The sequence below is a fragment of the Amycolatopsis sp. cg13 genome (assembly GCF_041346965.1).
Lineage (GTDB): Bacteria > Actinomycetota > Actinomycetes > Mycobacteriales > Pseudonocardiaceae > Amycolatopsis.
In genome coordinates this window covers 6,974,307-7,001,203 of sequence record NZ_CP166848.1, presented here as the reverse complement: position 1 = coordinate 7,001,203, position 26,897 = coordinate 6,974,307, and the positions used below count along the sequence as shown (strand labels likewise).

Below are 26,897 nucleotides of genomic sequence, written 5' to 3'. Positions count from 1 at the left end.
TCGTGCACTTTCCCTTCAGTTTCCTGAGTTCGCGTGATCTCGGCTAAGGATGGAAAACAGTGCGAAAACAATTGCTCGTCGTACTGGCGGCCGTCGCCCTGACGACGACCGCCGTTCCGGCGCACGCGACCCCGTCGAAGCCCTCGATGAACTGGGGCGCGTGCCCGGCCGACGTCGCTTCCCCGATGCTCCAGTGCGCGTCGCTCGAAGTGCCGCTCGACTACCGGGCACCGGACGGGAAGAAGATCAGCATCGAAGTCTCCCGCCTGCCCAGCACCGACGCCGCCAAACGGCGCGGGGTGCTGCTGTTCAACCCGGGCGGCCCCGGCGGCCTCGGGCTCGCCTTCCCGCTGACGTGGGCGCGGCTCGGAGTCCCGTCGAGCGTGCTCGCCGAATACGACCTGATCGGCTTCGACCCCCGCGGGGTCGACCACAGCAGCCCGGTGAGCTGCGACCTGAAGCCAGAACAGCTTTCTCTCGTCCCGAAGTACGCGCACGATCACCAAGAAGTCGTCCAGGCTTCGGAGGCCGCGAAGCAAATCGCACAGCAGTGCGCGGCTTCGGCCTCGGCGGCGATCCTGCCGTACATTACGACCGCGAACACCGCTCGGGACATGGACCAGATCCGGGCAGCGCTCGGCGAGTCCAAGATCTCCTACTTCGGCCTGTCGTACGGCACCTACCTCGGCGCGGTGTACGCCTCGCTGTTCCCCGACCAGACCGACCGCGTCGTGCTCGACAGCGTCGTCGGACCGACCGGCGTCGATGTCACCACGGCACGGCGTTTCGGCGAGGGAATGCAAGACCGCTTCCCCGACTTCGCGAAATGGGCGGCCGTACGCAATTCGATCTACGGTCTCGGCGCCACTCCCGCCGAAGTCACCGCGACTTTCTCGAAGCTCGCGGACCGGCTCGACGAGCAGCCCGCCTGGGGAGTCGACGGCTCCACCTTCCGGCTGGGCACGCACAGCCTGACCTATCAGACGCTGGCCTTCCCCGTGCTGGCACAGGCGTGGCAGGCCCTGCTCAACAACCAGGCGCCTCCGGCGGGCTCGATGCGGCTGCCGGCCACGGGTCCGGAGCAGAGCCAGCGGGCCACCATGATTTCGGTGCTGTGCGGCGACAACGCTTGGCCCCGGACGATTTCGACGTATCAGCGCAACGTCGCGGAGGACCGGGCCGCTTACCCGATGATCGGCGGCTCGACGGCGAACGTCTGGCCGTGTGCGCACTGGGCCACCCAGCCGCTCGAACCGCCAGTGCAGTTCAGCGACCAGGGTCCGTCGAACCTGTTGCTGGTGCAGAACCTGCGCGACCCGGCGACGCCGCTGTCCGGTGCGCTGGAGACCCGCGAGGCGTTCGGCGACCGGGCTCGTCTGGTCACTGTGGACCAGGGCGGACACGGCGTAGGCCTCCCGTACCTGAACAGCTGCGGTTTCGGTGCTGTCACCAGCTACCTGGTGAACGGAACCCGGCCGGACGCCGACAAGTACTGCGGCGCCGAAGCGAACGCCACGCGATCGCTGAACACGCAGCAGCAACAGGCCGCCAGCAAGGTGATCGACCAGCTGCGGCAATTCTGAAACGGACGATGGGTGGGACGATGATCGGCGGTGGGGCGGGCTTCCCGCCCCACCGTCGTTTGTGCGTTCCCTCTGGTTTCCCGAGTCCGCTCTCGAAACAGGAAGGAACACCGTGCGAAAGCAATTGCTCGTCGTACTAGCCGCCGTCGCGTTGACCGCGACGGCGGTTCCGGCGTCCGCCGCATCCGCTAGACCCGCGGTGAACTGGGGCGCATGCCCAGCCGACGTCGCAGCGCCACCGCAACTGCAGTGCGCGTCCATCGTAGTACCGCTCGACTACCGGAAGCCGGACGGCAAGAAGATCACCGTCGAAATCTCCCGGCTGCCCAGCAGCCACCCGGCGAAACGGCGCGGAGTCCTACTGTTCAACCCTGGCGGCCCGGGCGGCACCGGCCTCACGTTCCCGCTGGAAATGGCCCAGCTCGGACTGCCGGCGAACCTGCTCGCCGAATACGATCTGATCGGCTTCGACCCGCGAGGAGTCGTCCACAGCAGCCCGGTGAGCTGCGACCTGAAACCGGAACAACTCCTCACCATCGTGCCGAACTACGCGCACAACCCAGCCGAAGTCACGGCGGCCGCCGTATCCGCCAAGCAGATTTCGCGGCAATGCGCCACTTCGACGTCAGCGGCTATCCTGCCGTACATCACCACCGCGAACACCGCGCGTGACATGGACCAGATCCGCACCGCACTCGGCGAGGCCAAGATCTCCTATTTCGGTCTGTCCTACGGCACTTACCTCGGCGGGGTCTACGCCTCGCTGTTCCCAGACCGGACTGACCGCGTCGTGCTCGACAGCATTCTCGGGCCGGACGGCTACGACATCACCGCGTCCCGTCGTTTCGCCGAAGGAATGCAGGACCGCTTCCCGGACTTCGCCAAATGGGCCGCCGCACGCGATTCGAGCTACGGGCTCGGAGCCACTCCCGCCGAAGTCACCGCGAATTTCTTCAAGCTCGCGGACAAACTCGACCGGCATCCCACCGGAGGATTCGACGGTTCGCTCTTCCGCTCGGCGACGCACAGCCTGATCTACCAGACCTCGGCGTTCCCCCGACTGGCGCAACTCTGGCAGGCATTCCTCACCGACCAAGCACCGCCAGACGATTCACTGCCGAGCACGACCGGCCCGATCCAGAGCCAGGTGACCACGATGCTTTCGGTCGTGTGCGGGGATCACGCGTGGCCCCGGCAGATTTCGACTTACCAGCGCAACGTCGCGCACGACCGGGTCACGTACCCGATGCTCGGCGGCGCGACAGCGAACGTCTGGCCGTGTGCCGCCTGGCCGTACCAGCCAAGCGAACCGGCAGTGCAGTTCAGCGACCAGGGACCGTCCAACCTGCTGCTGGTCCAGAACTTGCGTGACCCGGCAACGCCGCTCTCCGGCGCGCAGGACACCCGCGAAGCATTCGGCAAGCGGGCGCGAATGGTCACTGTGGACCAAGGCGGACACGGCGTCGGTCTCCCGTATCTGAACAGCTGCGGCTTCAACGCCGTCGTCGACTATCTCGTGCACGGCGTCCGTCCGGCGACCGACAAATTCTGCGGCGCGGAAGCAAGTCGATCGCTTACCCCGCAACAACAACAGGCAGCCGACAAGATCGTGGACCGGCTGCGGCAGTACTGAAACAGGCGGTGGGGCGGAACACCCGCCCCACCGCCGCTCGTTCAGCGCAGGAACGCCGAACCCCGCGTCACCGCGGCATAAGCGTCCACCGAACCATGTCCGTAGAACCCGTTGAACGACGCGTCACCCAAGCAGGTCGCCGTGAACGAAGCGTCCCGGCCCTCCTTGAGATAGTCGACCGTCCGCGGCACCGGGCACGCGATCGGTGCCGCCGTGCCTTCCAGCACTCGCTGCACGGCGTCCGGATCCATCGAGACCGAATGCCCGATCTTCTTGCCGTACTGGGAAATGATCAGCGCCACGACACCAGTCGCATGTGGAGTGGCCATCGAAGTCCCTTGCAGCCATTGGTAATAGCCGACGCGGCCGTCCGCCGCCGTAGCCTTCTGCACTCCGAGCGCGACTCCAGCCGGGGTCACATTGCCTGCCGCGTCGATGTTTCCGGCCGCCACCCCCACATTGCGCGGGTACGTAGAAAGGATTTCGTTCTCGACCGTCCGATACCAAGGCGTGCCGTATCCGTCGCGGAAGTAGCCGCCAGGCGCGGAAACGGAAATCTGCTCAGTGCCGTAGTTCGAGTAGTCCGCCTTCGCCTGCGTCGGACCGAATGAGCCGACACCGATGGTGTGCGGGCCTTCGACCGGCAGCGAGAAGCACGAAGCATTGTCGATCTTGCGAGGATGCGGCCCGTTCGCCGGGTAGTCCGGGCTCGTGACGTCATCGTGCGGCGCGGCCAGCTCGTCGTGCTGGTTGCCGAGCGCGACCACCATCGTCACGCCCTTGCGGTGCGCGTAGTTCAACGCCCGCGTGGTCGCTTCGATGATCGTGCGCTGTTCCGCTTGTTCCGCCGCGGAATCCGCCGGGTTCGAGCGGCAGTTGTACAGCCACGGGTCGACGTAGAAGCTCATGTTGACGACGTCGATGCCCGCGTCGCCGGAATACGTCAGCGCGTCGACCGTCGGCTGCAGGAAGAAGTACCCGGAATCCTGACCGGCGCGGACGTTCACCAGCGTCACGTTCGGCGCCACGCCGGAAACGCCGAATCCGTTGGCAGCCGCGGCGATCGTGCCCGCGACGTGCGTGCCGTGGCCGTTGTCGTCGTGGTCCACCGGGTCGACGCAGCCGCGGAACTCGCACGGTCCGTCGACCACGGTGCCGTTGACGTCCGCGACGATGTCCTTGGTGAAGTTGCGCGAATCGGCCTTGTCGAAGTTCGGCGCGATGTCCGGATGACTGCCGTCGACGCCGGTGTCGATGATGCCGACCTTCACCCGTTTGTCGCCCGCCTGCTTGGTGCGCGCGAGGTCGGAGCGGGTCGATTTGAGGCCCCAGAGCTGGTCGTCCAGCGGATCGGTGCCGACCGCCTTGTTGGCCGCGGCTTTGCGCGACACACTGCCGCGGCCTTCCTTCTCGACCGCGTCCGGCTTCTCCTTCTTGCCCGCCTTCGGCGCGCTGCCAATCGCTTTTGCCGTCGCCGCACCGAATACCGCGCGGTTGGCCGAAACCCGCTCAGTGAAGCCAGTAGCGGGCGCGGTGGCGGTGATGAGCCCGACGGCGGTGTTGGTGGCGACGATCGTGCCGCCGGCGTCGCGCACCGCCTGCTGCGCGGCGGCGACACTCTGGCCGTCCCGCGCCAGGACGCTGAATTCCGTCAACGGTCCGGCCGGTTGGGCCGTCGCCGCCGGAAGGGCGACGACGGACACCGCACCGAACAATGGCACCGCGAGTGCCACAGCGAGCAATCTGGGTCTTTTCACGAGTCCTCCTCACGAAAACCGACAATGCAACGTACATAGCGGACACTGCGTGCGGCAATCGGCAAACCGGAGGAATCGCCTTGTTACGGAACCACCGACTTCACCTCGGCGAAGTGACAAGCCGACAGATGCCCGTCCGTCCGGGGTTCCAGCTTCGGAACCTCGGTCGCGCAAATGTCCGCGGCCTTCCAGCACCGCGTGCGAAAACGACAGCCGGACGGCGGATCGATCGGGCTCGGCACATCGCCTTCCAGCCGGATCACCTGCCGCTGCCCGCGCACCGCCGGGTCCGCGACCGGCACCGCCGACAGCAGCGCCTGGGTGTACGGATGGGACGGTCGCTCGTAAATCTCGTCCTCGGTCCCGATCTCGACGATCTTGCCCAGGTACATCACCGCGACCCGGGTGGACAGATGCCGCACCACCGAAAGGTCGTGCGCGATGAACACATAGGACAGTCCGAACTCGCCCTGCAGTTCCCCGAGCAGGTTCATCACCTGCGCCTGGATCGAAACGTCCAAAGCGGACACCGGCTCGTCGCAGATGATCACCTTGGGCCGCAACGCCAGCGCCCGCGCGATCCCGATGCGCTGGCGCTGCCCGCCGGAGAACTGGTGCGGATACCGGTTCACGTGCTCGGGATTGAGCCCGACCACCTCCAGCAACTCCTGCACCTTCTTCGCCCGCGAACCCTTCGGCGCGACGTCGGTGTGGATCTCGAACGGCTCGCCGACGATGTCGCCGACGGTCATCCGCGGATTCAGCGACGTGTACGGGTCCTGCAGCACGATCTGGATCTCCCGGCGCATGCGCCGCAGTTCCGCACCGCGCAGCTTGAACAGATCGCGGCCCTCGAACGTCGCCGCCCCGCTGGTCGGCTCCTCCAGGCGCATCAGCACCTGGGCGAGCGTCGACTTGCCGCAGCCGGATTCGCCGACCACGCCAAGGGTTTCACCGGGCTGCAGGTCGAAGGACACGCCGTCGACGGCCTTCACGTGTGCGATCGTCCGCTTGAACAACACGCCGTCACGCACCGGGAAGTGCTTGACCAGATCCCGGACGCTGAGAATCGGCTCACCCACGGCTCTCCACCACCTCCTCGGCGAAGTGACACGCACTGACCCGGCCGAACCCGAGCGCGTGCGAGGACGGCCGCTCGTCGCGGCACCGTTGCTCGGCCCGCTTGCACCGCGGGTGGAACGGGCATCCGGCCGGGATGTCGAGCAGACTCGGCGGCAGGCCCTTGATCGTCTCCAGGGTCTGTCCTTTGAGGTCCAGTCTGGGAAGCGAATCCATCAGCGCGGCGGTGTAGGGATGCCCCGGCGAGCTGAACAATTCCCGTACGTCGGCCTGTTCCACGATCCGCCCGGCGTACATCACCGCGATCCGGTCCGCGACCTCCGCGACCACGCCGAGGTCGTGCGTGATGAGGACGAGCCCCATCCGCCGTTCTCGCTGGATGTCCGCGAGCAGGTCCATGATCTGCGCCTGCACGGTCACGTCCAGCGCGGTCGTCGGCTCGTCCGCGATGAGCAGATCCGGGTCGAGGGCAAGGGACATCGCGATCATCGCGCGCTGCCGCATCCCGCCGGAGAACTGGTGCGGATAGTCCTTCACCCGCCGTGCCGCCGCCGGGATCCGCACCAGGTCGAGCAGTTCGATCGCCCGTTTGCGCGCGTCCCTTTTGGACATTCCCAGCCGGACCCGCAGCTGTTCCTCGATCTGGAACCCGACGGTGAACACCGGGTTCAGCGCCGAAAGCGCGTCCTGGAAGATCATCGCGATCTCCGCACCGCGCACCTGCCGCCGCCGGTCGTCCGACGCGGTGAGCAGATCCTCGCCGCGATAACGGATCGACCCGCCGGTGATCACGCCCGGCGGAGTGTCGAGAATTCCCATGATGGTCTGCGCCGTGACGCTCTTGCCGGAACCCGATTCGCCAAGCACGGCAAGGGTTTCCCCGGCGTGCACCGAATAACCGACGCCGTTGAGCACGTTGGCCACGCCGTCGGAAGTGCGGAATTCCACGTGCAGGTCTTCGACTTCGAGCAGCAGCTCGTTCTCGGCCGCCGGACCAGGAGCATTGGACACTGTGGACATCGCGGCTACCTCGACTTCGGGTCGAGCGCGTCGCGGATACCGTCACCGAGCATCACGAACGCGAGCACGGTGATGGTCACGAACGCACCGGGGAACAGGAGCATGTGCGGGACCGCGCGGAAATAGTCGCGGGCGTCGCTGATCATGACGCCCCACGACACCACCGGCGGCCGCACTCCGATGCCGAGGTACGCCAGCGTCGCCTCGGCGCCGATGGCCGCGCCGAGCGCGATCGTGGCGTACACGAGCACCGGCGCGAGCGTATTCGGCAGCAGGTGCCGGAACACGATCCGCGGCGTGCTGGCCCCGAGCGCGCGGGCCGCCTTCACGTAGTCCAACTGTTTGGCCACCAGCGTCGCGGACCGCATGATGCGCATCGCCACCGGCCAGGTCAGCACCGCGATCGAGCACACCACCTGCACGATGATGGTGACCTGCCCGGGATTCGTGCCCGGCGCGTTGAACGTGGTGAGGATGACAATCGCGCCGAGCACGAACGGAAGTCCGGCGAAAACGTCGCCGAGCCGGGACAACAGGCTGTCGATGAGGCGCCCGTAGTAGCCCGCGACGATGCCGATCAACGATCCGAAAAGGACAGTCAGCAGCGTCGCGAAAACCCCGACCAGCAGCGAAGCCCTGGCCCCGTAAATGGTCCGCGCGTAGACGTCGTAACCCTGGTTGTCGTAGCCGAACCAGGCGTCCGCGGACGGGCCTTCGTTGGCGTGCGTCAAATCGCTGTAGCCGGCGTCGCGGTGCGAGAACAGTCCCGGCGCGATCGCGATCAGCACGATCAGCAGGATGATCAATGCGGAGATGACGAACGTCGGCTTGCGGCGCAGCTGCCGCCACGCGTCGCCCCACAGACTGCGCGGCTTCTTCGGTCCGGCGTCGGCCGAGCTGTCCACATGCGACAGCTGTGCCGCGTCGACTCCTCCGCCGCCGACGAGATTCGGGTCAGTCATAACGGATCCTCGGGTCGAGAACGGCGTAGAGCAGATCCACGATCAGGCTCATCAGCAGATACACCAGCACCAGCAGCACGACGACGCCGACGACGGTCGCGCTTTCCCGGTTCTGGAGGCCGCGGAAGATCAGCCCGCCGAGACCGTTGATGTTGAACACGCCCTCGGTCACGATCGCACCGCCCATGAGCGAGCCAAGGTCGGTGCCGAGAAACGTCAGCACCGGAATCACCGAGTTGCGCAGCAAATGAATGCCGATGACGCGGCTGTTGGGCTGTCCCTTGGCGATGGCGGTGCGAATGTAGTCGGCGTGCCGGTTCTCCGCGATCGACGTTCTCGTCAACCGTGCGACATAAGCCATCGAGAGGCTGCCGAGCGCGATGCCCGGCACGATCAGCTCGCCGAAACTCGGATCGTCGGAAACGCTGGCATCGATGATGCCGAGGTTCACGCCGAGCACGATCTGCAGCACGATCGCGGTAACGAACACCGGCAGCGAGATCAGGAACGTGGTCGAGACCAGCACCAGATTGTCGAGGAAACCCTTGCCGCGCAAGCCGGTCAGCACGCCGGCGGTGAGGCCGATGATGGCTTCGATGAGCACCGCGACGAGCGCGAGGCGCAACGTGATCGGGTAGGAGGTGGAGATCAGTTCGCCGACCGAGGAGCCGTTGAACGTCTCGCCCCAGTCGCCGCCGAACAGGCTCCCGAGGTATTTGAAGTACTGGACAAACAGATTGTCGTTCAGGTGGAACTTCTCGGTCATCAGGTCGATGTAGGCCTGCGGGCAGGCTTGCTGACCGCATTTGCCGGAGAACGGGTCTCCTGGCACGGCCCACACCAGTGCGTAGATCAGGAACGTGGTGCCGAAGAACACCGGGATCAACTGCAGCAGACGACGCAGGATGTAACGAATCATGCGTGGTTCCTAGGAGTGCGCGCCGGGCCCGCGAGTGCCCGCGCCGGCTTGTGGCCTGCGCGGACACTCACGAGCCGCGTGGTGGGAACGGACGAGTCAGCGCATCACTTCTTGAGGACCTCGACCGAGGAGTAGTCCGCGCGGCGGCGGAAGTCGAGGACCACGGTCTTGGTGTGCTTCGACTTGGCCGCGACGCCCTTCTCGTCCCACACCGGGATCGAGGGCAGGTCCTTCGCGATCAGGTCCTCGGCCTGCTGGTACAGCTTCACCGCGGCGTCCTTGTCCGCCGTCGAGTCCGCCTGCTTCAGCAGAGCGTCGACCTGCGGGTTGGAGTACGTCGAGTCGTTCGACGACGCCCCGGTCCGGTAGAGCGGGTTGAGGAAGTCCTCAATGGACGGATAGTCCGCGGCCCAGTCGGAACGGCCCATGCCGGTCAGCTTGTGCCCGGTCACGATGCTGCGCCACTGGCCGAAGTCGGTCGCCGGAACGAAATCGCATTCGACGCCGAGGGTGTTCTTGATGCTGTTGCACGCGGCCACCAGCGGCTCCTTGCGGCCGCCGTCGGCGTTCGAGGCGATGGTGAGCTTGCCCTTGAACCCGGACTTCGCGAAGAGTTCCTTCGCCTTCGCCGGGTCGAACTTGCAGTACTCGCCGCACACGCCCGGCCGGTAGCCCGGAATGCCCTGCGAGACATAGCCGTCGGCCGGCACGTAGGTGTCGTGCATGACCGTCTTGGTGATCTGCGCGCGGTCGATCGCCATCGAGATGGCCCGGCGCAGGTCGAGGTTGTTGTAGCCCTGCACGTAGTACGGGACCGCGATCGTGCTGATCCCCAGCAGGTGCCCGGTGACCAGGTTGTCCTTGAGGTCGGTCTTGTACTTGTCCGCGGTGAGCGCGGACGGCGGCAGCGTCTCGATGAAGTCGAGCTTGTTGCTCAGCAGGTCCTGGTACGCGGTTTCCTGGCTGGCGTAGATCTTGTCGTCGAGGTCCTTGAACTTGACCTTGTCCGGGCCCTGGTAGTCGTCGAACCGGGTCAGCTTGATCTCGACGTTCGGCGTGCGGCTGACGAACTTCATCGGGCCGTTGCCGATCGGGTGCTTCGCGAACGCCGCGGGATCCTTGAAGAAGGAGTCCGGCAGCGGCGCGAACGCGGTGTAGCCGATCTTGGTGGTGAAAACGGAGAACGGCGCTTCCAGGGTCACCTGGAACTCGTAGTCGCCCTTCACGACCAGGCCGGACATCTTGTCCGTGGTCGGCTTCGCCGCCTTGTCGGCGGGGTGGACGTCGGAGTAGCCCTGGATGTTCTCGAAGAACGTGCTGTTGATCTGGCCGTTCGCGGAGTTGGCCCCGTAGTTCCAGGCGTCGACGAAGTTCTTCGCCTTGACCTCGGTGCCGTCGTGGAACTTCCAGCCGTGCTTGATCTTGATGTCGAAGACCTTGGAATCGGTCGTGGTGATCGACTCCGCCATCAAGTTGTACGGCTCGCCGTTTTCGCCCTTGTACGCCACGAGTCCGGAGAACATCGGGTCGACGGCCTTGGAACCGCCGAGTTCGTTGGTGTTCGTGGGGATCAGCGTGTTCTGCGGTTCCGTGCCGTAGACGGTGAATGTCCCGTTCGGGTCGGCTTCGCCTGACGAGCCACTGCTGGATCCGCCGCCCCCACAGGCAGTCAGGAGCAGTGACAAGGTTGTCACGACAGCGGCCGCGCTCCAGAGCCTGGATGAACCCCGCATGTCCCCTCCGTTTCTAGCGTCCGAATAGCGAGATGGAGGCTAGCGTGATCGGCCCTTCGTAACCGGATCACCGGGTTGCACATGAATAACAACGACGACCGTCACCCAGTCAGCCCACAACGAAGTGAGGTAGATGACGTTCGGTCATTTTGGTACGGGTTCGGACGCGGGATGAGCGCGTGGTCACCGGGGCATCGCGGAGCGTTCAGGCGAGCGCCAAAGCGATCCCGTCCAGGATGTCGTGCTCGCTGACGACCAGCTGGTCCGGACCACCGCGCGCGGCGAGTTCCTCGGCGAGCACCTGCACGACGACCGCGCCGCCGCCGATCACGTCGACCCGGCCGGGGTGGATCACCGGGTTCGCGGCGCGGGTCTCGCGGTCGGCCGCGAGGAGCTCCTGCGCGACCCGGTCGATCTCGCCGTGGCTCAGTTTCGACAGGTGAATGCGCTCGGAGTCGTACTCGGGCAGCCCCAGCGAAACTCCTGACAACGTGGTCACGGTGCCTGCCACGCCGATCCAGGTGCGGGCCTTCGCGACGTCCACGACGTCGAAGGCCTCGGCGAGGATGCCGCGGGCCAGTTCGCGGGCGGCGGAGACCTCGTCGGCGGTCGGCGGGTCGCCCTTCAGCGCGCGCTCGGTGATCCGGACGCAGCCGATGTCGACGGATTTCGCGGCGATCACCTCGGCCTCGCGACCGTTCCAGGTGCCCAGCACGAGTTCGGTGGAACCGCCGCCGACGTCGACGACCACGAACGGCCCGTCGTCGGGGTCCTGCTCGCCGACCGCACCAGTGAAGGACAGCCGGGCTTCCTCGTCGCCGCTGATCACCTCGGCCTCGACGCCGAGCGTCTCGCGGGTCATCGCGAAGAACTCGTCGCGGTTGCTCGCGTCGCGCGTCGCCGAGGTGGCGACCATGCGCACCTTCTCAACGCCCTTGCGCCGCGCGGCGACGGTGTAGTCCGCGAGCGCCGCGCGGGTGCGCTCGAGCGCTTCCGGCGCGAGCCGGCCCGTGGCGTCGACGCCCTGGCCGAGCCGCACGATGCGCATCTCGCGGTGCAGGTCGCGCAGGTCGACCGTGCCGTCGTGGCGCGGCGTCAACTCGGCGACGAGCAGACGGATGGAGTTGGTCCCACAGTCGATCGCAGCTACCCGAGGCATGCCTCCGACTTTACTTGGTCCGCGGCGCTTCGCAGGCGAGGCGGGCATAGGCGGGTCCTATGCCCCCTCACCGACATTTGGTCTTTGCCTTTTCCGCTTTTCCGGCCGTACGGTCGACGTGTTCGCCGCATTTCGTTTCGCGGCGGTTTTCTCCTTCTTTTATCGAGAGGTTTATTGGCATGCCCGATTACGGGATAGCGGGAAAGCGCGCAGTGGTCACCGGCGGTTCCCGCGGAATCGGTGCGGCGATCGTGGCGCAATTGCTGGCCGCGGGCGCGACGGTGCTCACCACCGCCCGGTCGGCCGGCCCGGTGCCGGAAGGCGCGTCCTTCGTCGAGGCCGACGTCCGCACCCAGGCCGGCGCCCAGACGGTCGCCTCCGCCGCACAGGAGGTCCTCGGCGGCGTCGACCTGCTGGTCCACAACGCGGGCGGCGCGCGTCCGCACCCCAGCGCGCTGGAGATCCCCGACGACGAATGGCAGGACGCGTTGTCGGTGAACCTCCTGGCCGCCGTCCGCCTGGACGCACTGCTGGCCCCTGGCATGCGAGAGCGGGGATCGGGCTCGATCGTGCACATCTCCACCGCCGCGATCCGTCCGCCGTTCCCGCCTTTCCTGCACTACGTCGCCGCGAAAACCGCGCTGGAGGCGTACAGCCAAGGCCTGGCCGCCGAACTGGCCCCCGCCGGCGTCCGCGTCAACACCGTGTCCCCTGGCCGGACCGCCACCCCCGGCGGCGTCGCCACGCGCGAGCAGTGGGCGACCCTGATGCCCGGCTTTGCTCTCCCCGGCGTCCCGCTGGGCCGGGACGGCGCCCCTGACGACATCGCCAACGCCGTGCTCTTCCTGTTGTCCGACCAAGCGAACTGGCTGACCGGAAGCGGTCTGGCCGTCGACGGAGGCGAATACCCGCGATGAATGCTTATCAGGACAAAACTGTCGTCGTCACCGGCGGCAGCACCGGAATGGGTTTCGCCACCGCGAAACTATTCGCCGACGGCGGCGCCCGCGTAATCATCACCGGCCGTTCGCAGCCCCGCCTCGACGCCGCTTTGACCCAACTCGGTGACCGCGCGACAGCCGTCCGCGGCGATGTGGCGTCGCTCTCCGATCTGGACGCGCTGGCGGCCCAGGTCCCCGGCCCGGTCGACGCCCTGTTCGTCAACGCCGGGATCGCTCGGACGGCACCGTTCGAGTCAGTCACCGAGGAGCAGTTCGACGAACAGTTCGCGGTGAACGTCAAGGGCGCGTACTTCACCGTGCAGAAGCTCGCACCCCTGCTGCGCTCCGGGGCAGGCGTCGTCCTGACCACCTCGACCGCGAACGTCATGGGCCTTGCCGAAACCAGCGTCTACTCCGCGGGCAAAGCCGCCCTGCGATCGATGGCCCGAACCCTCGCCGCCGAACTGCTCCCGCGCGGCATCCGGGTGAACGCGCTCAGCCCCGGCCCCATCGACACCGAGATCCTGGAAGCCGGAATGTCGGCCGAGGAGGCCGCACAGTTCAAGGCCGCCCGCGCCGCGGCGAACCCGATGAAACGGCTGGGCACCCCTGTCGAAATCGCCCGTGCCGTCGCCTTCCTGGCCTTCGACGCCACCTTCACCACCGGCATCGAACTGGTCGTAGACGGAGGCGACACGCAACTCTGACGCTTCAGGCGGCCGGGGCTTCGGACCAGGCTTCCTGCCGCAGAAACTCGAGCAACGCCATCTCCGCGGGCCCAGCCCCGGGCCGCACCGCCGCGACGACGGGCTGGGCCACGACCGGAAACACCGGCCGCACGAGGTGCTCATGCCCCTCCGGCACCGCCGACGCCGGAACAAGCGTCACGCCCAGCCCGTGCGCGGCCCACCGCACCGCCGTCGACGTCTGCGACACCCGTGCGACCGCCGTCGGCGCCAACCCGTTGTCGCGCAACACTTCTGTCAAGTGACCGTCGAGCGCGCTATCCGGATCGAACCGGATCCACTGCTCTTCTGCCAACTCCCGCAACTCAATCCGGTCTTTCTTGAGCAACCGATGCCCGGTTCCGAGGACGACCACGAACTCCTCGTCGCCGAGGTGATGCCCCTCGTACAGCCCTTCATCACACGCCGACCCGAGCAACGCGAGATCCAGCACCCCATGCCTCGCCAGCTGCTCCAGCTCCGCGGGATTCGGCTCCTCGAAAACGGTCACCGCCAACCGCGGAAACTTTTTTCGCAAGGCAGCCAACGCACCCGGCAACTGCCGAGTCCCCAACCCCATCTGCGCCGCGACGAGCAACTCGCCGGCCAACTCGTCCGCGCCCGCACGCGCGGTCGCCTGCGCCCGCCGCGCCGCCCTTACGGCGACTTCAGCGTCCTTGAGAAACGCCCGCCCCACGACGGTCGGCACCAGCCCGCTGGGCGTGCGGGAGAAAAGTTGCACGCCGAGTTCCCGCTCAAGCCCCCGGATCTGCTGCGAAACGGACGGCTGAGCGACGTGAAGCAGCTCGGCCGCGGCAGTCACCGACCCCGCCTCGGCGACCGCCAAGGCGTACTCGAACTGACGAAGACTCATCGGCTCCCCTGCTTTGTAATGATGTAAGCGACGCTACCGGAGGAGGCCGCGTCGCCCGGTTTCGCTGGTTTCACTGGTTTCGCGGGTTAGCCAGCAGCCGACGTCCCGCTGCTCGCCTGGCTGCTGCTCGACGAGGTGCAGGTCTCCGTCGGTGCCGTAGTGGTCGTAGTCGTGGTGGTGGATCCGCACGTCGAACTGGTCGGCGTTTCAGTCGGACTGCCCGACGGAGACCCGGACGAACTGCCCGGCAGCGTCGTCCCGGTAGGCGTCACCGACGGCGCCCCCGTAGAAACCGGCGGCAACGAGGTCCCCACTTGCGGCGGCCGCGGCCCATTCGCCGTCGGCGCGACACTGGACGTCGTCGGCCCGGGCACCCCAACCGGAACCGGACTGTCCGGCACCTGCGCGACTCCTTTCCGGTATGCCTCCGCCCAAAGAATGACCGTGGTGACGTACGCGTCGGAGTTGTTGTAGCGGTAGATCGCAGTCCTCAACTGGTCCGGATTGGCCAGATCAAGCCCGCCGGAGCACAGATAACGAGCCGCCGCGAGCGAGGCATCGAAGAGATTGCCGGGGTCGGCCTTGCCGTCACCGTTGCCGTCCGCCGCGTAGCTCCGCCAGGTCGCCGGAATGAACTGAAACGGCCCAACCGCACGATCCCAAACCGGGTCGTGGTCGAGCACGCCGTGATCAGTGTCCGGAATCGCCGCGTACGGCCCAGTCCCGTTGAGCTGAGGCCCGAGTATCGGTTGAAGCGTCGTCCCAGCAGCGTCAACGTACCCGCCCCGCGCGTGATCCGACTCGATCCGCCCGATGCTCGCGACGAGCGCCCAGTCGATATGACACCCCGGCTGCTCTTTCCCGAGGACGTCAGCCGCATGCCGATACGCGGCCAGCGCGGTAGCCGGAATCCCGAGCGGCCCGTCCGGAAGGTCATACGCAGGCAGCGGAACCGGTGCCGGCGCATCAGGCAACCGCCCGTCGACCGAGACGCCGCGAATCCCCGGGTCATACCCCTGATCAGGCATAACGTCCGCCGTATGCACCACCGGCATCCGCCCGGCCCACCCGACGACCACCCCCGCACCGACGACCGCCGGAAGCACCCCGAGAACCCCCGCGAGCACGGCGACCGCCGTCCGATGCCGCGACGCCACCTTCCGAGCCCGATAACGCCCCCGCCGCACCCGAACCCGCACCCACCGAGACCGATCCAGCGGCGGCCCGACCAACACGGCGGTTCTCTTCTTGGTTTCAGCCGAACCAGAGGCGGTTTCGCCGTCTTCGCCCGCTACTTCAGCCGCCGCCTCATCGACGCGGTCTCTATTGACTGTCGCGCTGACGGTTTCGCCATCGGTGCCACCTTCACCGATCTCGTCGCCGCGCGCTGGATCACCACCAGCGGTCCTGCCATCAGCTACCGCAGCAACCCCGCGCTCGCCGACCTCCCCGCCGACAGCAGCGATCCCATCCGCGGCCCGGTCACCGGCCGCATCGACAACCTCACCGTCACCAACCGCCCCACGGCCCGCACTGGACTCACCGACCGCCGCGTCACCGACTACCTCGTCGCCAGCACCCGACTCACCACCGGCAACTCCCGCACCCGCACCATCCGCCGCCGCTTCGGCCCGAGCCTCCGCATCAGGAGACGCATCAGCGCGCACCGATCGCCGAAATCTCCGTGGCACCCGCACTTTCCGCCCCTCCCCGGCGCGCCCGGCGGTGCACCCAGGCTCGCCTGCTCGGTGTGCAGCTCCGGTGCGCGCCGCGAAGCATTCCCACCCAGGCGGGCACCGGCCTCTGCTGTGCCTATCCGCGCCCGAGACCGGAGCGTTACCCGGCGCAGTCGCCCGTCGGCCAGCCCTGTTCGCGGACCCAGGCGAGGGTCTCGTCGCCGAACGGGTTCACCCCCGGGCCGGCCGCGAGCGTGTGCGCGAGGTGGACGTGCAGGCATTTCACCCGCCCGGGCATCCCGCCCGCGGTCACCTGAGTCCCGAGCGACTCGATGGCGTCCCGCTCGGCGAGGTACGTCTCGTGCGTGCGCTGGTAAGTCGCCGCGAGTTCGGGATCGGTGGTGAGCCGTTCCGTCATCTCCTTCATCACGCCGGACGCTTCCAGCGTGCCCACCATCGACGTCAGCCGCGGGCAGGTCAAGTAATACAACGTCGGGAACGGCGTCCCGTTCTCCAACCGCGGACTGGTCTGGACCACCGAAGGATGCCCGCTAGGACACCGCGCGGCCACCGCCCGCAACGCCCGCGGCGGCCGTCCGAGCTGCTGCGCGATGACCTCCCGGTCGGCATCGGTGACGGGCTCGAATCGGGGTGTCTCCGTGCTGCTGTTCACGCTCTCCAGGCTAATGCCGCCGCCCGTCCGACCCCTCGCGACCTCCGCCGAAACGGCCGAGTTGTCCACAACCCGCACACCGTGTGGACAACTGGCCGCAGCCGCCTCCGGGGCCCTTGCGCTGTGGTTAACGTGGATGGCAGCCGAAGATTCGCCGCGAAATCAAGGCACCGAAATGAAAGAAACCCAAGGACCGCAGCGCAAAACCTCAGCCGTCAAGCCGAGAACTACCGACTCGCGACTTCGAGGAGACACCTAAGGACTAACCGCCAAGAGCCACCGGTCCCCGCCGCCGCCAACCGGACCCGATCTGCAATCCCGCCGGACCAGGAACTCGCTCAGCCAGCAACCTCACAGCCGACCAGCAAGCTTGCCCAACGAGGAACCTCGCCCGCCCGACAACCCAGCGAACAACCCCGCCACCCAGGAAACCTCAACCCCCGGAAACCTGCGCCCAAAGGTTCTCGTACCAAGGCGCCTGCGGAGCAGGTTGCTGCCCAGGCTGAGCAGCCGTCGGCGAACCGGGCTGGTCCTCGGGCAGCTGGACCATCCACGGGGTCTCGCCAGGCTTCACGTACCGGAGCCGACGACGGGCTTCCGCCTCGATCTGGGCCGGGTCGCTCAGCTGGGCCTTGCGGTCGCGCAGCTGGGCGACCTCGTGCTGGAGCTGGGCCAGCTGCGCTTCCTGGTCGCGGACCTCGGAACGCTGGGAGAGGTAGGTGCGCAACGGGACCGCGACGGTGAACGCCAGCGCGCACACCACGATCGCCACCACGGCGGCGCGCCGGGTGGTCGACATGCCGAGCACCTTGGCCGCACCGGAGGCGCGTTTCGCCGCGAGGCCGCGGCGAAGCCGGGCCCTGGTCGTCTCCGTCGTGCCCGCGCCGGTGCGGCGCCGGGCCGATGCGGGACGGCGGGCCCTGCTGGACCCGCTTCCCGCGGCCCGGCCGCCGCGACGGCCGCGCGCCCTCCCCCGGTCGGCCATGTGCCCCTCAGGCCTCCGCGCTGAACCGCGGGAAGGCGAGGTCGCCGGCGTAGCGCGCGGCGTCCGCGAGGGTTTCCTCGATGCGCAGGAGCTGGTTGTACTTCGCGATCCGCTCGCCGCGCGCCGGGGCTCCGGTCTTGATCTGGCCGACGCCGGTGGCGACCGCGAGGTCGGCGATGAAGGTGTCCTCGGTCTCGCCGGACCGGTGGCTCATCATCGACTTGTAGCCGTACGACGTGGCCAGCGACACCGCGTCCAGCGTCTCGGACAGGGTGCCGATCTGGTTGACCTTCACCAGCAGCGCGTTCGCCGCGCGGCGAGTGATGCCCTCCTCGAGCCGGTCCGGGTTGGTGACGAACAGGTCGTCGCCGACGAGCTGGACCTTGTCGCCGATCTCGGAGGTCAGCTGGACCCAGCCGTCCCAGTCGTCCTCGCTCAGCGGGTCCTCGATGGAGACCAGCGGGTAGTCGCGCAGCAGTTCGCCGTAGTACGCGGACATCTGCTCCGCGCTGCGCTTCGAGCCCTCGAAGGTGTAGGCGCCGTCGGAGTAGAACTCGGTCGCGGCGACGTCCAGCGCGAGCGCGACGTCGCGGCCCGGCGCGTAGCCGGCCTTCTCGATCGCGGCGAGGATCAGGTCGAGCGCCTCGCGGTTGTTGGCGAGGCTCGGCGCGAAACCGCCCTCGTCGCCGAGGCCGGTGGACAGGCCGCGACCCTTCAGCACGGACTTCAGCGCGTGGTACACCTCGGTGCCCCAGCGCAGCGCCTCGCGGAACGACTCCGCGCCGATCGGCGCGATCATGAATTCCTGGATGTCGACGTCGGTGTCGGCGTGCGCGCCGCCGTTGAGGATGTTCAGCATCGGCACCGGCAGCACGTGCGCGTTCGGCCCGCCCAGGTAGCGGAACAGCTCCAGCTCGGCCGATTCCGCGGCGGCCTTCGCGACGGCGAGCGAGACACCGAGAATGGCGTTCGCGCCCAGCCGCGACTTCGCCGGCGTGCCGTCGAGGTCCACCAGCTTCTGGTCGACGATCCGCTGGTCGACCGCTTCGACGCCGACCAGGTCCGGCCCGATCTCGTCGAGCACCGCGGCGACCGCGCGCTCCACGCCCTTGCCGTTGTAGCGGCCGGTGTCCCCGTCGCGCAGCTCGACCGCTTCGTGCTCGCCGGTCGACGCGCCGGACGGGACCGCGGCCCTGGCCAGGGTGCCGTCGTCGAGCGCCACCTCCACCTCGACGGTCGGGTTCCCGCGCGAATCGAGAATCTCGCGCGCGCCTACCTGCTCGATGAGAGCCACGCTCTGCTCCTTGGTGGGTCGTGCCTGCGGTGACGCCGCCCAGAGTAACCGCCCAGCGGGTTCACCCGTTGGAGGCCAGGCCGGTGCGGGGCCGTTCCGCTGCGTGTTCTCCAGCTCAGCCGGGCACTTCGCCGGTCTCGTCGGCGGCCTGGTCCTCCGGCCGGACTTCACGCCACCCCGACGGCAGCTCGACCTGATCGGTCACCTGCTGCCAGAACGTCCAGCTGTTGCCGCCGGGATCGGCCACGGTGAAGATCCGCGCGCCGTAAGGCTGGTCCTGGGGCGGTTCCGGTGCGGCGTCCTCGCCGAGCGCCGCGGAGACGCGCTCGTGCTGCGCGTCGACGTCGGTCACGTACACGACGTTCAACTGCCCGACCGGCCCCTCGACCCCCTTGGCCTCCCAGTATTCGGGACCGACCCCGGCCAGCTGCAGCCGCGCGCCGCCCGCGCGGAGCGTGGCCTGGAAGACCTCGCCCGCCCCGTCCTCGAAGCGGACTTCCTCGGTGAAGCCGAACACCCTGGTCAGCCACGCGAGCGCGGCGGTCGCATCGCTGTAGTAGAGGTACGGCGCCAGTCCCACGTAGTCGGGTTCCTGATCGCTGCTCATGGCGGAACAGTCCATCACGACTCGTCTGACGGTCGTGCAACGCCCTCCGCGCCGGTATCGTGAGGCGACCATGACGGACGCCGCAGCAGCCCCCGAACCCGACGGCGAATCGCGCTTCCGCAGGTTCCGCAACGCCGAACATCTGGTCGCGCGGCGACGTCCGCTCGACGCGCTCAAGGAGCTCGAACCCCTGCTGGCCGACGAGCAGGACAAGCCGAGCGTGCAACTGCTCGCCGGGCGCGCGTACTTCCACTCCGCCCAGCTGCGCCGCGCCGAACGCGCGTTCACCCGCGTACTGGAACTCGACCCCACCGACCACTACGCCCGGTTCGTGCTCGGCCGCACCCTCCAGCGCCTCGGCCGTTTGGCCGAGGCGCTCGCACAACTGCGGATGGCGTCGGCGATGAACCCGGTGCCGGAGTATCTCGAGGCGATCAGCGAGGTCAGGGCGAGGATCACGCTCAGCGACCGCTGAACCCGCATGTCCCGAATGTGCACCCGCGGAGGCACTCACGTGCAACCGCCGGATCCAGCACGGCCCCGGCGCGTCTTCTGAAGTGAACAGGGCAGCGGGGAAGCCTGGCCATCCGGCGCCGCGGCTCGGCCGGTCGGCCGATCCGGGCAGACCGGGCGAAGCGCGATCCTTGGTGTCATCACAGAGAGCGATTAGAGGAGGCCGACATGACCGCGCTGACCGTGATCGGAGCGACCGCCGGGCTGATCGTGCTGGTGCTGATGGCGCTGGCGCCGACGCTCGTCGAACTGAACGAACGCCACCCGGTCCAGCCGCGTAAGCAGCCGGTGCGCGCCGAGGGCGTGGCGCAGAAGCCGGTGCGAGTGAGCGCCGCGCTGACGACCCACTGACTGCGAACCGCACCACGCGCCGCCGCACCGACGAGCCACGCCGAGCAGCTACGAGGCGGACGCGCACCGGCCACGCGCCACGCACTGGCGGGACACTGCCGAACCACAACAGCGCGCCACGCCGAGCCGAATCGGCCCAAACCACCGCACCGGTCACGCGCCGCGCCGGCAAGTCGCTGGGCGAACTGGAACGGTGAATCGCTGGCTGCCCATCACTGAAAGCCAAGCGCAGCAACAAAAAACCGGCCCCGGCCGAACACCGAGCCAAGCCGCCGTCGCTAGACGACCAGCTCAAGCCACCCCACCGACCAGCTCAGGCCACCCCGTCAGCCAACTCAGGCCGCCCCGTCAGCCAGGCCACCCGGCCAACGAGCCGCTGACCAACCCGGCCAACCCCACCAACCCCGCCGACCCGGCCTGGCCCGGCCCGGCTCAGGGAGCCACGCTCTCCGCCGCATAAGAATCGGCTGCGGTGAAAACGTCTTGCACGTAGTTCACCGCCGGGTTGTAGAACAGCATCGCTTTCCACCAGCCCGCCGGAGCGCCCAGGTCGTCGTCGCCCGAGCAGAGGTAGCGGGCGGCGGTGAAGGCCGCGTCGTCGAGGTTGCGGGGGTCTGCCGGTTTGCCGTCGCCGTTCGCGCGTTGGGCGTGTTTGTGCCAGGCGGCGGGCATGATCCGCAGCGGGCCGACGCGGTGGTCGGCGGTGCGGTCGCCGTCGAGCTTTCCTCCGTCGGTGTCCGGGCCTTCCGCCCGATCGGGGTTGACCGCCATGGTGCCGTCGGGGCCGGGTTTTTCCGTTCCAAACGCCAGGTTTCCGATCGCGGCGAGCGTCGCCCACGAGAGGTGGCACGACGGTTTTTGCCGCTGCATCCACATTTCCGCGCGTCCGTACGCGGCGACCACGCGCGCGTCCAGCCGCGTCTTGTCGGCGACTCGGGTCGCCCACGCGTCCAGTTCCGCTTGGTCGGACACCAGCGGGCGGTCCGGCGGAGCGGCCAAACCGACCCGCGGGGCTTCGGTGCCGGGTTGCGGGCGCGGTTCCGGCTTCGGCGAAACCGGCGGCGGAGCGGCCGCGGCCGGAGGGGCGGGCGGGTTCGGATTCTGGATTCCGATGGTCACCACCAGCACGACCCCGGTCAGCACCAGACCCAGCGCGAACGCGATGCGGCTCGGGTAGCGGCGCGGAGGGCCCGTCGGGGACGGGGCGATCGTCGGCTGAGTGGTATCGGCCACCCGGACAGGTTACTGATGAACCCGGCTGAGGGACGCTGGACTGGGCGAATGGCAAGCGGATGGTTAACTCGACGCCTGAGCCGCCCAGGTCACACAATTCGTTACGTGACCACCCGGCGACGCTCTGACCTGCGGTTACCCTAACCTAACTCCCCGGAGAACGTCGTTTTGCCCGCTTTGCCGGGCCCGTTCAGCGAAACTCCCTCTGGACTTACAGGCAAGCCTTACCTAAAAACATCAGGTCAGGTAGTCGAAGGAGGGCTGAACAGTGGTGTTTTCGAGCGCGCTCATCGGGCTGCGCGAAGGCCTCGAAGCCGCGCTTGTGGTGAGCATCCTGGTCGCCTTCCTGGTCAAAACCGAGCGACGGCACGCGCTGCGGTTCGTGTGGCCCGGCGTCGGCGCGGCTGTACTGCTGTCGGTCGGCGTCGGCGCGATCCTCACCTACAGCACCGCACAGTTGAGTTTCGAGCATCAGGAACTGCTCGGCGGCACGCTTTCCATTGTCGCGGTCGTCTTCGTCACCGCGATGATCTTCTGGATGCGCAAGGCTTCCCGGCACATCGCGGCCGAACTGCGCGGCAAGATGGAGGACGCGCTGAAGGTCGGGCCAGCGGCGGTGTTGCTGCTGTCGTTCCTCGCGGTCGGCCGCGAAGGGCTCGAAACCGCTGTCTTCTTCTACTCGGCCGTGCAGACCGCGCAGTCCGACACCCTGCAGCCGCTGATCGGGTTCGTGATCGGGATCGCCGCCGCGATCGTGCTCGCTTACCTGCTCTACCGCGGCGCGGTGCGGTTCAACCTGGCGAAGTTCTTCACGATCACCGGCGTGCTGCTGGTGTTCGTCGCCGCCGGCGTCCTCGGCTACGGCCTGCACGACCTGCAGGAAGCCGGGTTCATTCCCGGTCTGACGACGCTGGCCTTCGACGCGTCGAGCACGCTGCCGGAAACCTCCTGGTACGGCGCGCTGCTCAAGGGAATCTTCAACTATTCGCAGCAAACCACTGTGCTGCAAGCGATCGCGTGGGTCGTCTACGTGGCGATCGTGCTGCCGCTGTTCCTCAAGCCCGCCCGCAAGAACAAGACCGAAGCGGCACCCGCCGCCCCGGCCGCCGCCAAGGAGTGACCGTGCCCCAGTTCCGCAAAACCTCGACGGCTGTGCTCACCAGTCTCGGCGCGCTCGTCGCGCTGACCGCCTGCGACAGCACGAACTCCGCGTCCGGTCCTTCCGGCGCGGCCGCGGGCGGGCCGATCAAGGTCGAGGCGTCCGACACCGCGTGCTCGGTGTCGGCGACGACCGCGGCCGCGGGCAACCTGACCTTCGAGATCGCCAACAAGGGCACCAAGGTCACCGAGTTCTACCTCTACGCCGAGGGCGACCGGATCATGGGCGAGGTCGAGAACATCGCGCCGGGACTGAACCGGCGGCTCATCGTCGAGGTCCCGGACCCGGGCAAGTACCAGACCGCGTGCAAGCCGGGCATGGCGGGCAACGGCATCCGCGGCGACTTCACCGTCACCGGCGGCGCGCAGGGCCAGAGCAACGCCAGCGCGCAGAAGACCGCTGCCACCAAGAGCTACGCGACCTACGTCGAGAACAACAGCTCGGCGCTGGAGACCGAAACCGCGAAGTTCGTCGCCGCGGTCAAGGCGGGCAAGGTCGACGAGGCGAAGGCCGAGTACGCACGCACTCGCGTGTTCTACGAGCGGATCGAGCCGGTCGCGGAGAAGTTCGGCGACCTCGACCCGTCGATCGACGCCCGCGAGGCCGATGTCGAGCCGGGCCAGCAGTTCACCGGCTTCCACCGGCTGGAGAAGGACCTGTGGACCACCGGCCTCAAGCCGGACAGCCCGCAGATCGCCGACAAGCTGCTCACCGACGTCAAGGCACTCGTCGCCAAGACCAAGACGCTGCAGCTGAGCGTGCTGGACCTGGCCAACGGCGCGAAGGGCCTGCTCGACGAGGTCGCGACGAAGAAGATCACCGGCGAGGAGGAGACCTTCTCGCACACCGACCTGTGGGACTTCCAGGCCAACCTCGACGGTTCCAAGGGCGCGATCGCGGCGCTGCGGCCGATCCTGCAGGAGCGCGACGCGACCCTGGTGTCCACTTTGGACAAGGAGTTCGCGAACGTGCAGGGGCTGCTCGACAAGACCCGCTCCGGGGACGGTTTCAAGTACTACAACGAGCTCTCCCAGGATCAGATCAAGGCGTTCGCGTCGGCGGTCGACGCGCTGAGCGAGCCGCTCAGCAAGGTCGCGGAGGTCGTGGCGCGGTGACATCTCAAGCAGGGACCGAGGAGGGAACCCAGGTTTCCCGCCGGAAGCTGTTCGGGCTGGCCGGTGCGGGGGTCGCGTTGGCCGGCGCGGGCGCGGCGGCTGGAGTCGGCTTCGACCGGCTCGGCGGCGACACCCCTGCCGCGGCCGCGACGTCCAAGGTCGACTTCCACGGCGAGCACCAGGCCGGCATCGTCACCCCGGCCCAGCCGAACCTGCATTTCGCCGCGCTCGACGTGACCACGAAGGACGCCAAGAAGCTCCGCGAACTGCTGCGCACCTGGACTGCCGCGGCACGGCGGATGACCGCGGGCGAGGAGGTCGGCCCGAACGGCGCGCTCGCCGGGTCCGCGCAAGCCCCGCCCGACGACACCGGCGAGGCGCTCGACCTGCCCGCCTCCGATCTGACGCTGACGATCGGCTTCGGTCCCTCGCTCTTCGACGACCGGTTCGGACTCGCCGCGAAACGTCCGCCGCAGCTGATCGACCTGCCCGCGTTCCCGAAGGACAAACTCGACCCGGCCCGCAGCGGCGGCGACCTGTGCATCCAGGCCTGCGCGAACGATCCGCAGGTGGCGGTGCACGCGGTCCGCAACCTGGTGCGGCTGGGCTTCGGCGTCACCGAGGTGCGCTGGTCGCAGCTCGGGTTCGGCCGCAGTTCGTCGACGTCGCGCTCGCAGCAGACGCCGCGCAACCTGTTCGGTTTCAAGGACGGCACCAACAACGTCAAGGCCGAGGACACCGACGTGCTCCGCGACCAGGTGTGGGCGCAGGCCGGCGACGGACAGGCGTGGATGGCCGGCGGCACCTACCTGGTGGCGCGCCGGATCCGGATGCACATCGAAACCTGGGACCGCGAGACGCTTGCCGGACAGGAGCAGATTGTCGGGCGCACCAAGGGAAGCGGTGCGCCGCTCGGGCAAACCGGCGAGTTCGACCAGGTCGACCTGCAGGTCGGCGGCGCGGGCGGAACGCCGCTGATCGCCGAAGACGCGCACATCCGGCTGGCCTCGCGCCAGACGCGCAAGGGCGTGCAGATCCTGCGCCGCGGCTACAACTTCGTCGACGGCTCCGACGGCGTCGGCCACCTCGAGGCGGGGCTGTTCTTCCTGGCGTTCAACCGGGACACGCGCACGCAGTATGTCCCGATGCAGCAGGTGCTTTCGTCGAAGGACGCGATGATGGAGTACCTGCAGCACACCGGTTCCGCGCACTTCGCGATCCCGCCGGGTCTCACCCCGACCAGCAACTGGGGTGACGGGCTCTTCGCCTGACCAGTACAAACCTCCCCTCCCCGCCACTGCGTGGGACCGGTTGCCGGTGCCTTCCGGGCAAGCGACGGTGACCGCGTTCATCCGCGCGAGGTGAGGAGTTCCGTCGTGGTCGCTGTGGCACAGCCGCGGTTCGGGGTATGGGCGGTCGTCTACGGGTCGTGGGGCCCGTTCGATCATCCGGCCGATCCGGTGGACGCGAGCTGGGAACGCAACCGGCGGCTGATCGTCGAGGCCGACCGGCTCGGTTTCGATTCGACGCTCATCGCCCAGCACGTGGTGAATCCCTTCGGCGACGAACTGGACCAACTGGAGACGTGGACGTCCGCGGCGGCGCTCGCCGCGCTCACCGAGCGGATCGAGATCATCGCGGCGATCAAGCCGTATCTCGTGCACCCGGTGGTGCTGGCCAAGCAGGCGCTGCAGATCCAGGAGATCAGCGGCGGCCGGTTCGGGCTGAACCTGGTCAACGCCTGGTTCAAGCCGGAATTGGCGCGAGCGGGCATTCCGTTCGCCGAGCACGACGAACGGTACGAGTACGGCCGCGAGTGGATCAGCGTCGTGCGCGGCCTGCTGGCCGGCGAGCGGGTTTCGTTCGAGGGCAAGCACTTTCACGTCGACGGCTACCAGTTGCGGCCCGCTGGTTCGTCTCCGACCGTGTACGTGGGCGGCGAGTCGGACCCGGCGCGAGCGCTGGTGGCGGACAAGGCCGACGTGTGGTTCATCAACGGGCAGCCTCAGGAGAACGTCGCCCGGCTGATCGAGGACGTCGCCACCCGCCCGCGCGTCGGCCCGCCAGTCCGATTTGGACTGTCCGCGTTCGTGGTCGCCCGCGAAACCGACGCCGAGGCGGAAGCGGAACTGGCGGCGTTGTGGGAACTGGCCGAGGCGGGCAAGGCGCGCTGGGAGGCGCTTGTCGCGGACGCCGATCCGAAGGCGGTGATGTTTCAGACGTTCGCGAAGTACCCGCACATAGGCACGAACGGCGGCACCGCGGCCGGGCTGGTGGGCAGTTACGACACTGTCGCACAGCGGATCCGCGAGTGGGCTGACCTGGGAATCGAGACGTTTATGCTGCAATTTCAGCCCTTCGAAGCGGAGATGCGCCGGTTCGCCGAGCACGTGATCCCCCGCGTGCGCTTGACTTCAAGCAAGCTTGAACTTGCACGGTAGGTGCATGTTCACCGACGCAGAACTCAGCTACCTGGCCGACCAGCCGCTCGCCCGGGTCGCCACGCAGCAGCCGAATGGAACCCTGCAGGTCAGCCCGGTCGCGTTTTCCTGGAATCCGGACACGCAGACCATCGACGTGTCCGGCTACAACCTGACGAAGAGCCGGAAGTACCGCAACGTCGAGGCCAACGGCCAGGTCGCCATCGTGATCGACGACCAGCCCTCGACGAAGCCCATGCGCATCCGCTGCTTGGAGATCCGCGGCCGGGCGGAAGCCGTGCCGAACGCCTTCGAACCGGACGGCCACCTCGACGGCGCTGTCATCCGCATCTACCCCCAACGCATCATCAGCATGGGCATCGAGGACCCCGACCGTGAACCGCTCGAGGTGAAGCCGAACAACCGGAATGTGTGAAGGCGCGCCAGTCCGCAGCCCCGCCCCTGCCCGGGGGAGGGACGGGGCT

25 protein-coding genes are annotated in these 26,897 nt (G+C 67.9%); 11 read left to right on the top strand and 14 right to left on the bottom strand.

Translation table 11 applies throughout. The features are described from left to right. The first annotated feature begins 146 nt into the window (after window positions 1-146). Both AB5I40_RS32915 and AB5I40_RS32910 read left to right on the top strand, forming a co-directional pair. The gene (locus AB5I40_RS32915) at window positions 147-1,583 is read left to right on the top strand and encodes an alpha/beta hydrolase (protein ID WP_370940663.1); all 1,437 of its coding nucleotides are present in this window, start codon (window positions 147-149) and stop codon (window positions 1,581-1,583) included. 112 nt (window positions 1,584-1,695) lie between these two features. Then, window positions 1,696-3,216 carry an alpha/beta hydrolase gene (locus tag AB5I40_RS32910; RefSeq protein WP_370934095.1) on the top strand — a complete coding sequence of 507 codons (1,521 nt, stop codon included), beginning with the start codon at window positions 1,696-1,698 and terminating at the stop codon, window positions 3,214-3,216. 41 nt (window positions 3,217-3,257) lie between these two features. Here the strand turns inward: AB5I40_RS32910 and AB5I40_RS32905 are convergent, their stop codons facing one another. From AB5I40_RS32905 to AB5I40_RS32875, 7 genes are all read right to left on the bottom strand, one after another. Next, window positions 3,258-4,973 (bottom strand): S8 family serine peptidase, encoded by a 1,716-nt coding sequence (locus tag AB5I40_RS32905; protein ID WP_370934094.1) that lies wholly within the window; start codon window positions 4,971-4,973, stop codon window positions 3,258-3,260. A gap of 83 nt (window positions 4,974-5,056) precedes the next feature. After that, a complete protein-coding gene (locus AB5I40_RS32900; RefSeq protein WP_370934093.1) occupies window positions 5,057-6,055 on the bottom strand; it encodes an ABC transporter ATP-binding protein in 999 nt (332 codons plus the stop codon). Beyond that, window positions 6,048-7,073, bottom strand: a complete 1,026-nt coding sequence (locus AB5I40_RS32895) for an ABC transporter ATP-binding protein (protein ID WP_370934092.1) — start codon at window positions 7,071-7,073, stop codon at window positions 6,048-6,050. Before AB5I40_RS32895 ends, AB5I40_RS32900 begins: the two co-directional genes overlap by 8 nt. A 5-nt stretch (window positions 7,074-7,078) precedes the next feature. After that, window positions 7,079-8,035, bottom strand: a complete 957-nt coding sequence (locus AB5I40_RS32890) for an ABC transporter permease (protein WP_370934091.1) — start codon at window positions 8,033-8,035, stop codon at window positions 7,079-7,081. Then, entirely contained in the window at window positions 8,028-8,954 is a 927-nt protein-coding gene (locus tag AB5I40_RS32885; protein WP_370934090.1) for an ABC transporter permease, read from the bottom strand. Before AB5I40_RS32885 ends, AB5I40_RS32890 begins: the two co-directional genes overlap by 8 nt. 104 nt (window positions 8,955-9,058) lie before the next feature. After that, a complete protein-coding gene (locus AB5I40_RS32880; protein WP_370934089.1) occupies window positions 9,059-10,687 on the bottom strand; it encodes an ABC transporter substrate-binding protein in 1,629 nt (542 codons plus the stop codon). Window positions 10,688-10,892: 205 nt separating this feature from the next. Next, window positions 10,893-11,846 carry an exopolyphosphatase gene (locus AB5I40_RS32875; protein ID WP_370934088.1) on the bottom strand — a complete coding sequence of 318 codons (954 nt, stop codon included), beginning with the start codon at window positions 11,844-11,846 and terminating at the stop codon, window positions 10,893-10,895. A gap of 179 nt (window positions 11,847-12,025) precedes the next feature. Between AB5I40_RS32875 and AB5I40_RS32870 the strand changes: the two genes are divergently transcribed. After that, window positions 12,026-12,763 carry an oxidoreductase gene (locus tag AB5I40_RS32870; RefSeq protein WP_370934087.1) on the top strand — a complete coding sequence of 246 codons (738 nt, stop codon included), beginning with the start codon at window positions 12,026-12,028 and terminating at the stop codon, window positions 12,761-12,763. Next, window positions 12,760-13,494: an SDR family oxidoreductase gene (locus AB5I40_RS32865; RefSeq protein WP_370934086.1), complete on the top strand. Its 735-nt coding sequence runs from the start codon at window positions 12,760-12,762 to the stop codon at window positions 13,492-13,494. The genes AB5I40_RS32870 and AB5I40_RS32865 overlap by 4 nt, the downstream gene beginning before the upstream one ends. Window positions 13,495-13,498: 4 nt before the next feature. Here the strand turns inward: AB5I40_RS32865 and AB5I40_RS32860 are convergent, their stop codons facing one another. The 6 genes from AB5I40_RS32860 to AB5I40_RS32835 all read right to left on the bottom strand — a co-directional run bounded on the left by AB5I40_RS32860 (window position 13,499) and on the right by AB5I40_RS32835 (window position 19,621). Continuing rightward, window positions 13,499-14,386 carry a LysR family transcriptional regulator gene (locus AB5I40_RS32860; RefSeq protein ID WP_370934085.1) on the bottom strand — a complete coding sequence of 296 codons (888 nt, stop codon included), beginning with the start codon at window positions 14,384-14,386 and terminating at the stop codon, window positions 13,499-13,501. Window positions 14,387-14,472: 86 nt separating this feature from the next. After that, window positions 14,473-15,543: a lytic transglycosylase domain-containing protein gene (locus AB5I40_RS32855; RefSeq protein ID WP_370934084.1), complete on the bottom strand. Its 1,071-nt coding sequence runs from the start codon at window positions 15,541-15,543 to the stop codon at window positions 14,473-14,475. 679 nt (window positions 15,544-16,222) lie between these two features. Then, window positions 16,223-16,744, bottom strand: coding sequence for a DUF501 domain-containing protein (locus AB5I40_RS32850; protein ID WP_199818177.1), 522 nt, complete (start codon window positions 16,742-16,744; stop codon window positions 16,223-16,225). Window positions 16,745-17,168: 424 nt separating this feature from the next. After that, on the bottom strand, window positions 17,169-17,534 hold the full coding sequence (locus tag AB5I40_RS32845) for a septum formation initiator family protein (RefSeq protein ID WP_078870811.1): 366 nt from the start codon (window positions 17,532-17,534) through the stop codon (window positions 17,169-17,171). Between the two features lie 193 nt (window positions 17,535-17,727). After that, window positions 17,728-19,014, bottom strand: coding sequence for a phosphopyruvate hydratase (gene eno, locus AB5I40_RS32840; RefSeq protein ID WP_370934083.1), 1,287 nt, complete (start codon window positions 19,012-19,014; stop codon window positions 17,728-17,730). 115 nt (window positions 19,015-19,129) lie between these two features. Then, the gene (locus AB5I40_RS32835; protein WP_354743713.1) at window positions 19,130-19,621 is read right to left on the bottom strand and encodes a VOC family protein; all 492 of its coding nucleotides are present in this window, start codon (window positions 19,619-19,621) and stop codon (window positions 19,130-19,132) included. A gap of 70 nt (window positions 19,622-19,691) precedes the next feature. Between AB5I40_RS32835 and AB5I40_RS32830 the strand changes: the two genes are divergently transcribed. Both AB5I40_RS32830 and AB5I40_RS32825 read left to right on the top strand, forming a co-directional pair. After that, window positions 19,692-20,096 carry a tetratricopeptide repeat protein gene (locus tag AB5I40_RS32830; protein ID WP_067575623.1) on the top strand — a complete coding sequence of 135 codons (405 nt, stop codon included), beginning with the start codon at window positions 19,692-19,694 and terminating at the stop codon, window positions 20,094-20,096. Between the two features lie 206 nt (window positions 20,097-20,302). Then, a complete protein-coding gene (locus tag AB5I40_RS32825; RefSeq protein WP_370934082.1) occupies window positions 20,303-20,485 on the top strand; it encodes a hypothetical protein in 183 nt (60 codons plus the stop codon). A gap of 432 nt (window positions 20,486-20,917) precedes the next feature. Here the strand turns inward: AB5I40_RS32825 and AB5I40_RS32820 are convergent, their stop codons facing one another. After that, window positions 20,918-21,718 carry a murein transglycosylase gene (locus tag AB5I40_RS32820; protein ID WP_370934081.1) on the bottom strand — a complete coding sequence of 267 codons (801 nt, stop codon included), beginning with the start codon at window positions 21,716-21,718 and terminating at the stop codon, window positions 20,918-20,920. A 268-nt stretch (window positions 21,719-21,986) separates the two neighbouring features. Between AB5I40_RS32820 and efeU the strand changes: the two genes are divergently transcribed. From efeU to AB5I40_RS32795, 5 genes are all read left to right on the top strand, one after another. After that, complete coding sequence (efeU, locus tag AB5I40_RS32815) at window positions 21,987-22,838, top strand: iron uptake transporter permease EfeU (protein WP_116200149.1); 852 nt, start codon at window positions 21,987-21,989, stop codon at window positions 22,836-22,838. A 2-nt stretch (window positions 22,839-22,840) separates the two neighbouring features. Beyond that, window positions 22,841-23,992: an iron uptake system protein EfeO gene (gene efeO / locus AB5I40_RS32810; RefSeq protein ID WP_370934080.1), complete on the top strand. Its 1,152-nt coding sequence runs from the start codon at window positions 22,841-22,843 to the stop codon at window positions 23,990-23,992. Continuing rightward, entirely contained in the window at window positions 23,989-25,263 is a 1,275-nt protein-coding gene (gene efeB, locus AB5I40_RS32805) for an iron uptake transporter deferrochelatase/peroxidase subunit (RefSeq protein ID WP_370934079.1), read from the top strand. The genes efeO and efeB overlap by 4 nt, the downstream gene beginning before the upstream one ends. Window positions 25,264-25,368: 105 nt before the next feature. Continuing rightward, window positions 25,369-26,433: an LLM class flavin-dependent oxidoreductase gene (locus AB5I40_RS32800; protein WP_370934078.1), complete on the top strand. Its 1,065-nt coding sequence runs from the start codon at window positions 25,369-25,371 to the stop codon at window positions 26,431-26,433. A gap of 4 nt (window positions 26,434-26,437) precedes the next feature. Further along, entirely contained in the window at window positions 26,438-26,848 is a 411-nt protein-coding gene (locus AB5I40_RS32795; RefSeq protein ID WP_370934077.1) for a PPOX class F420-dependent oxidoreductase, read from the top strand. Window positions 26,849-26,897 lie beyond the last annotated feature (49 nt).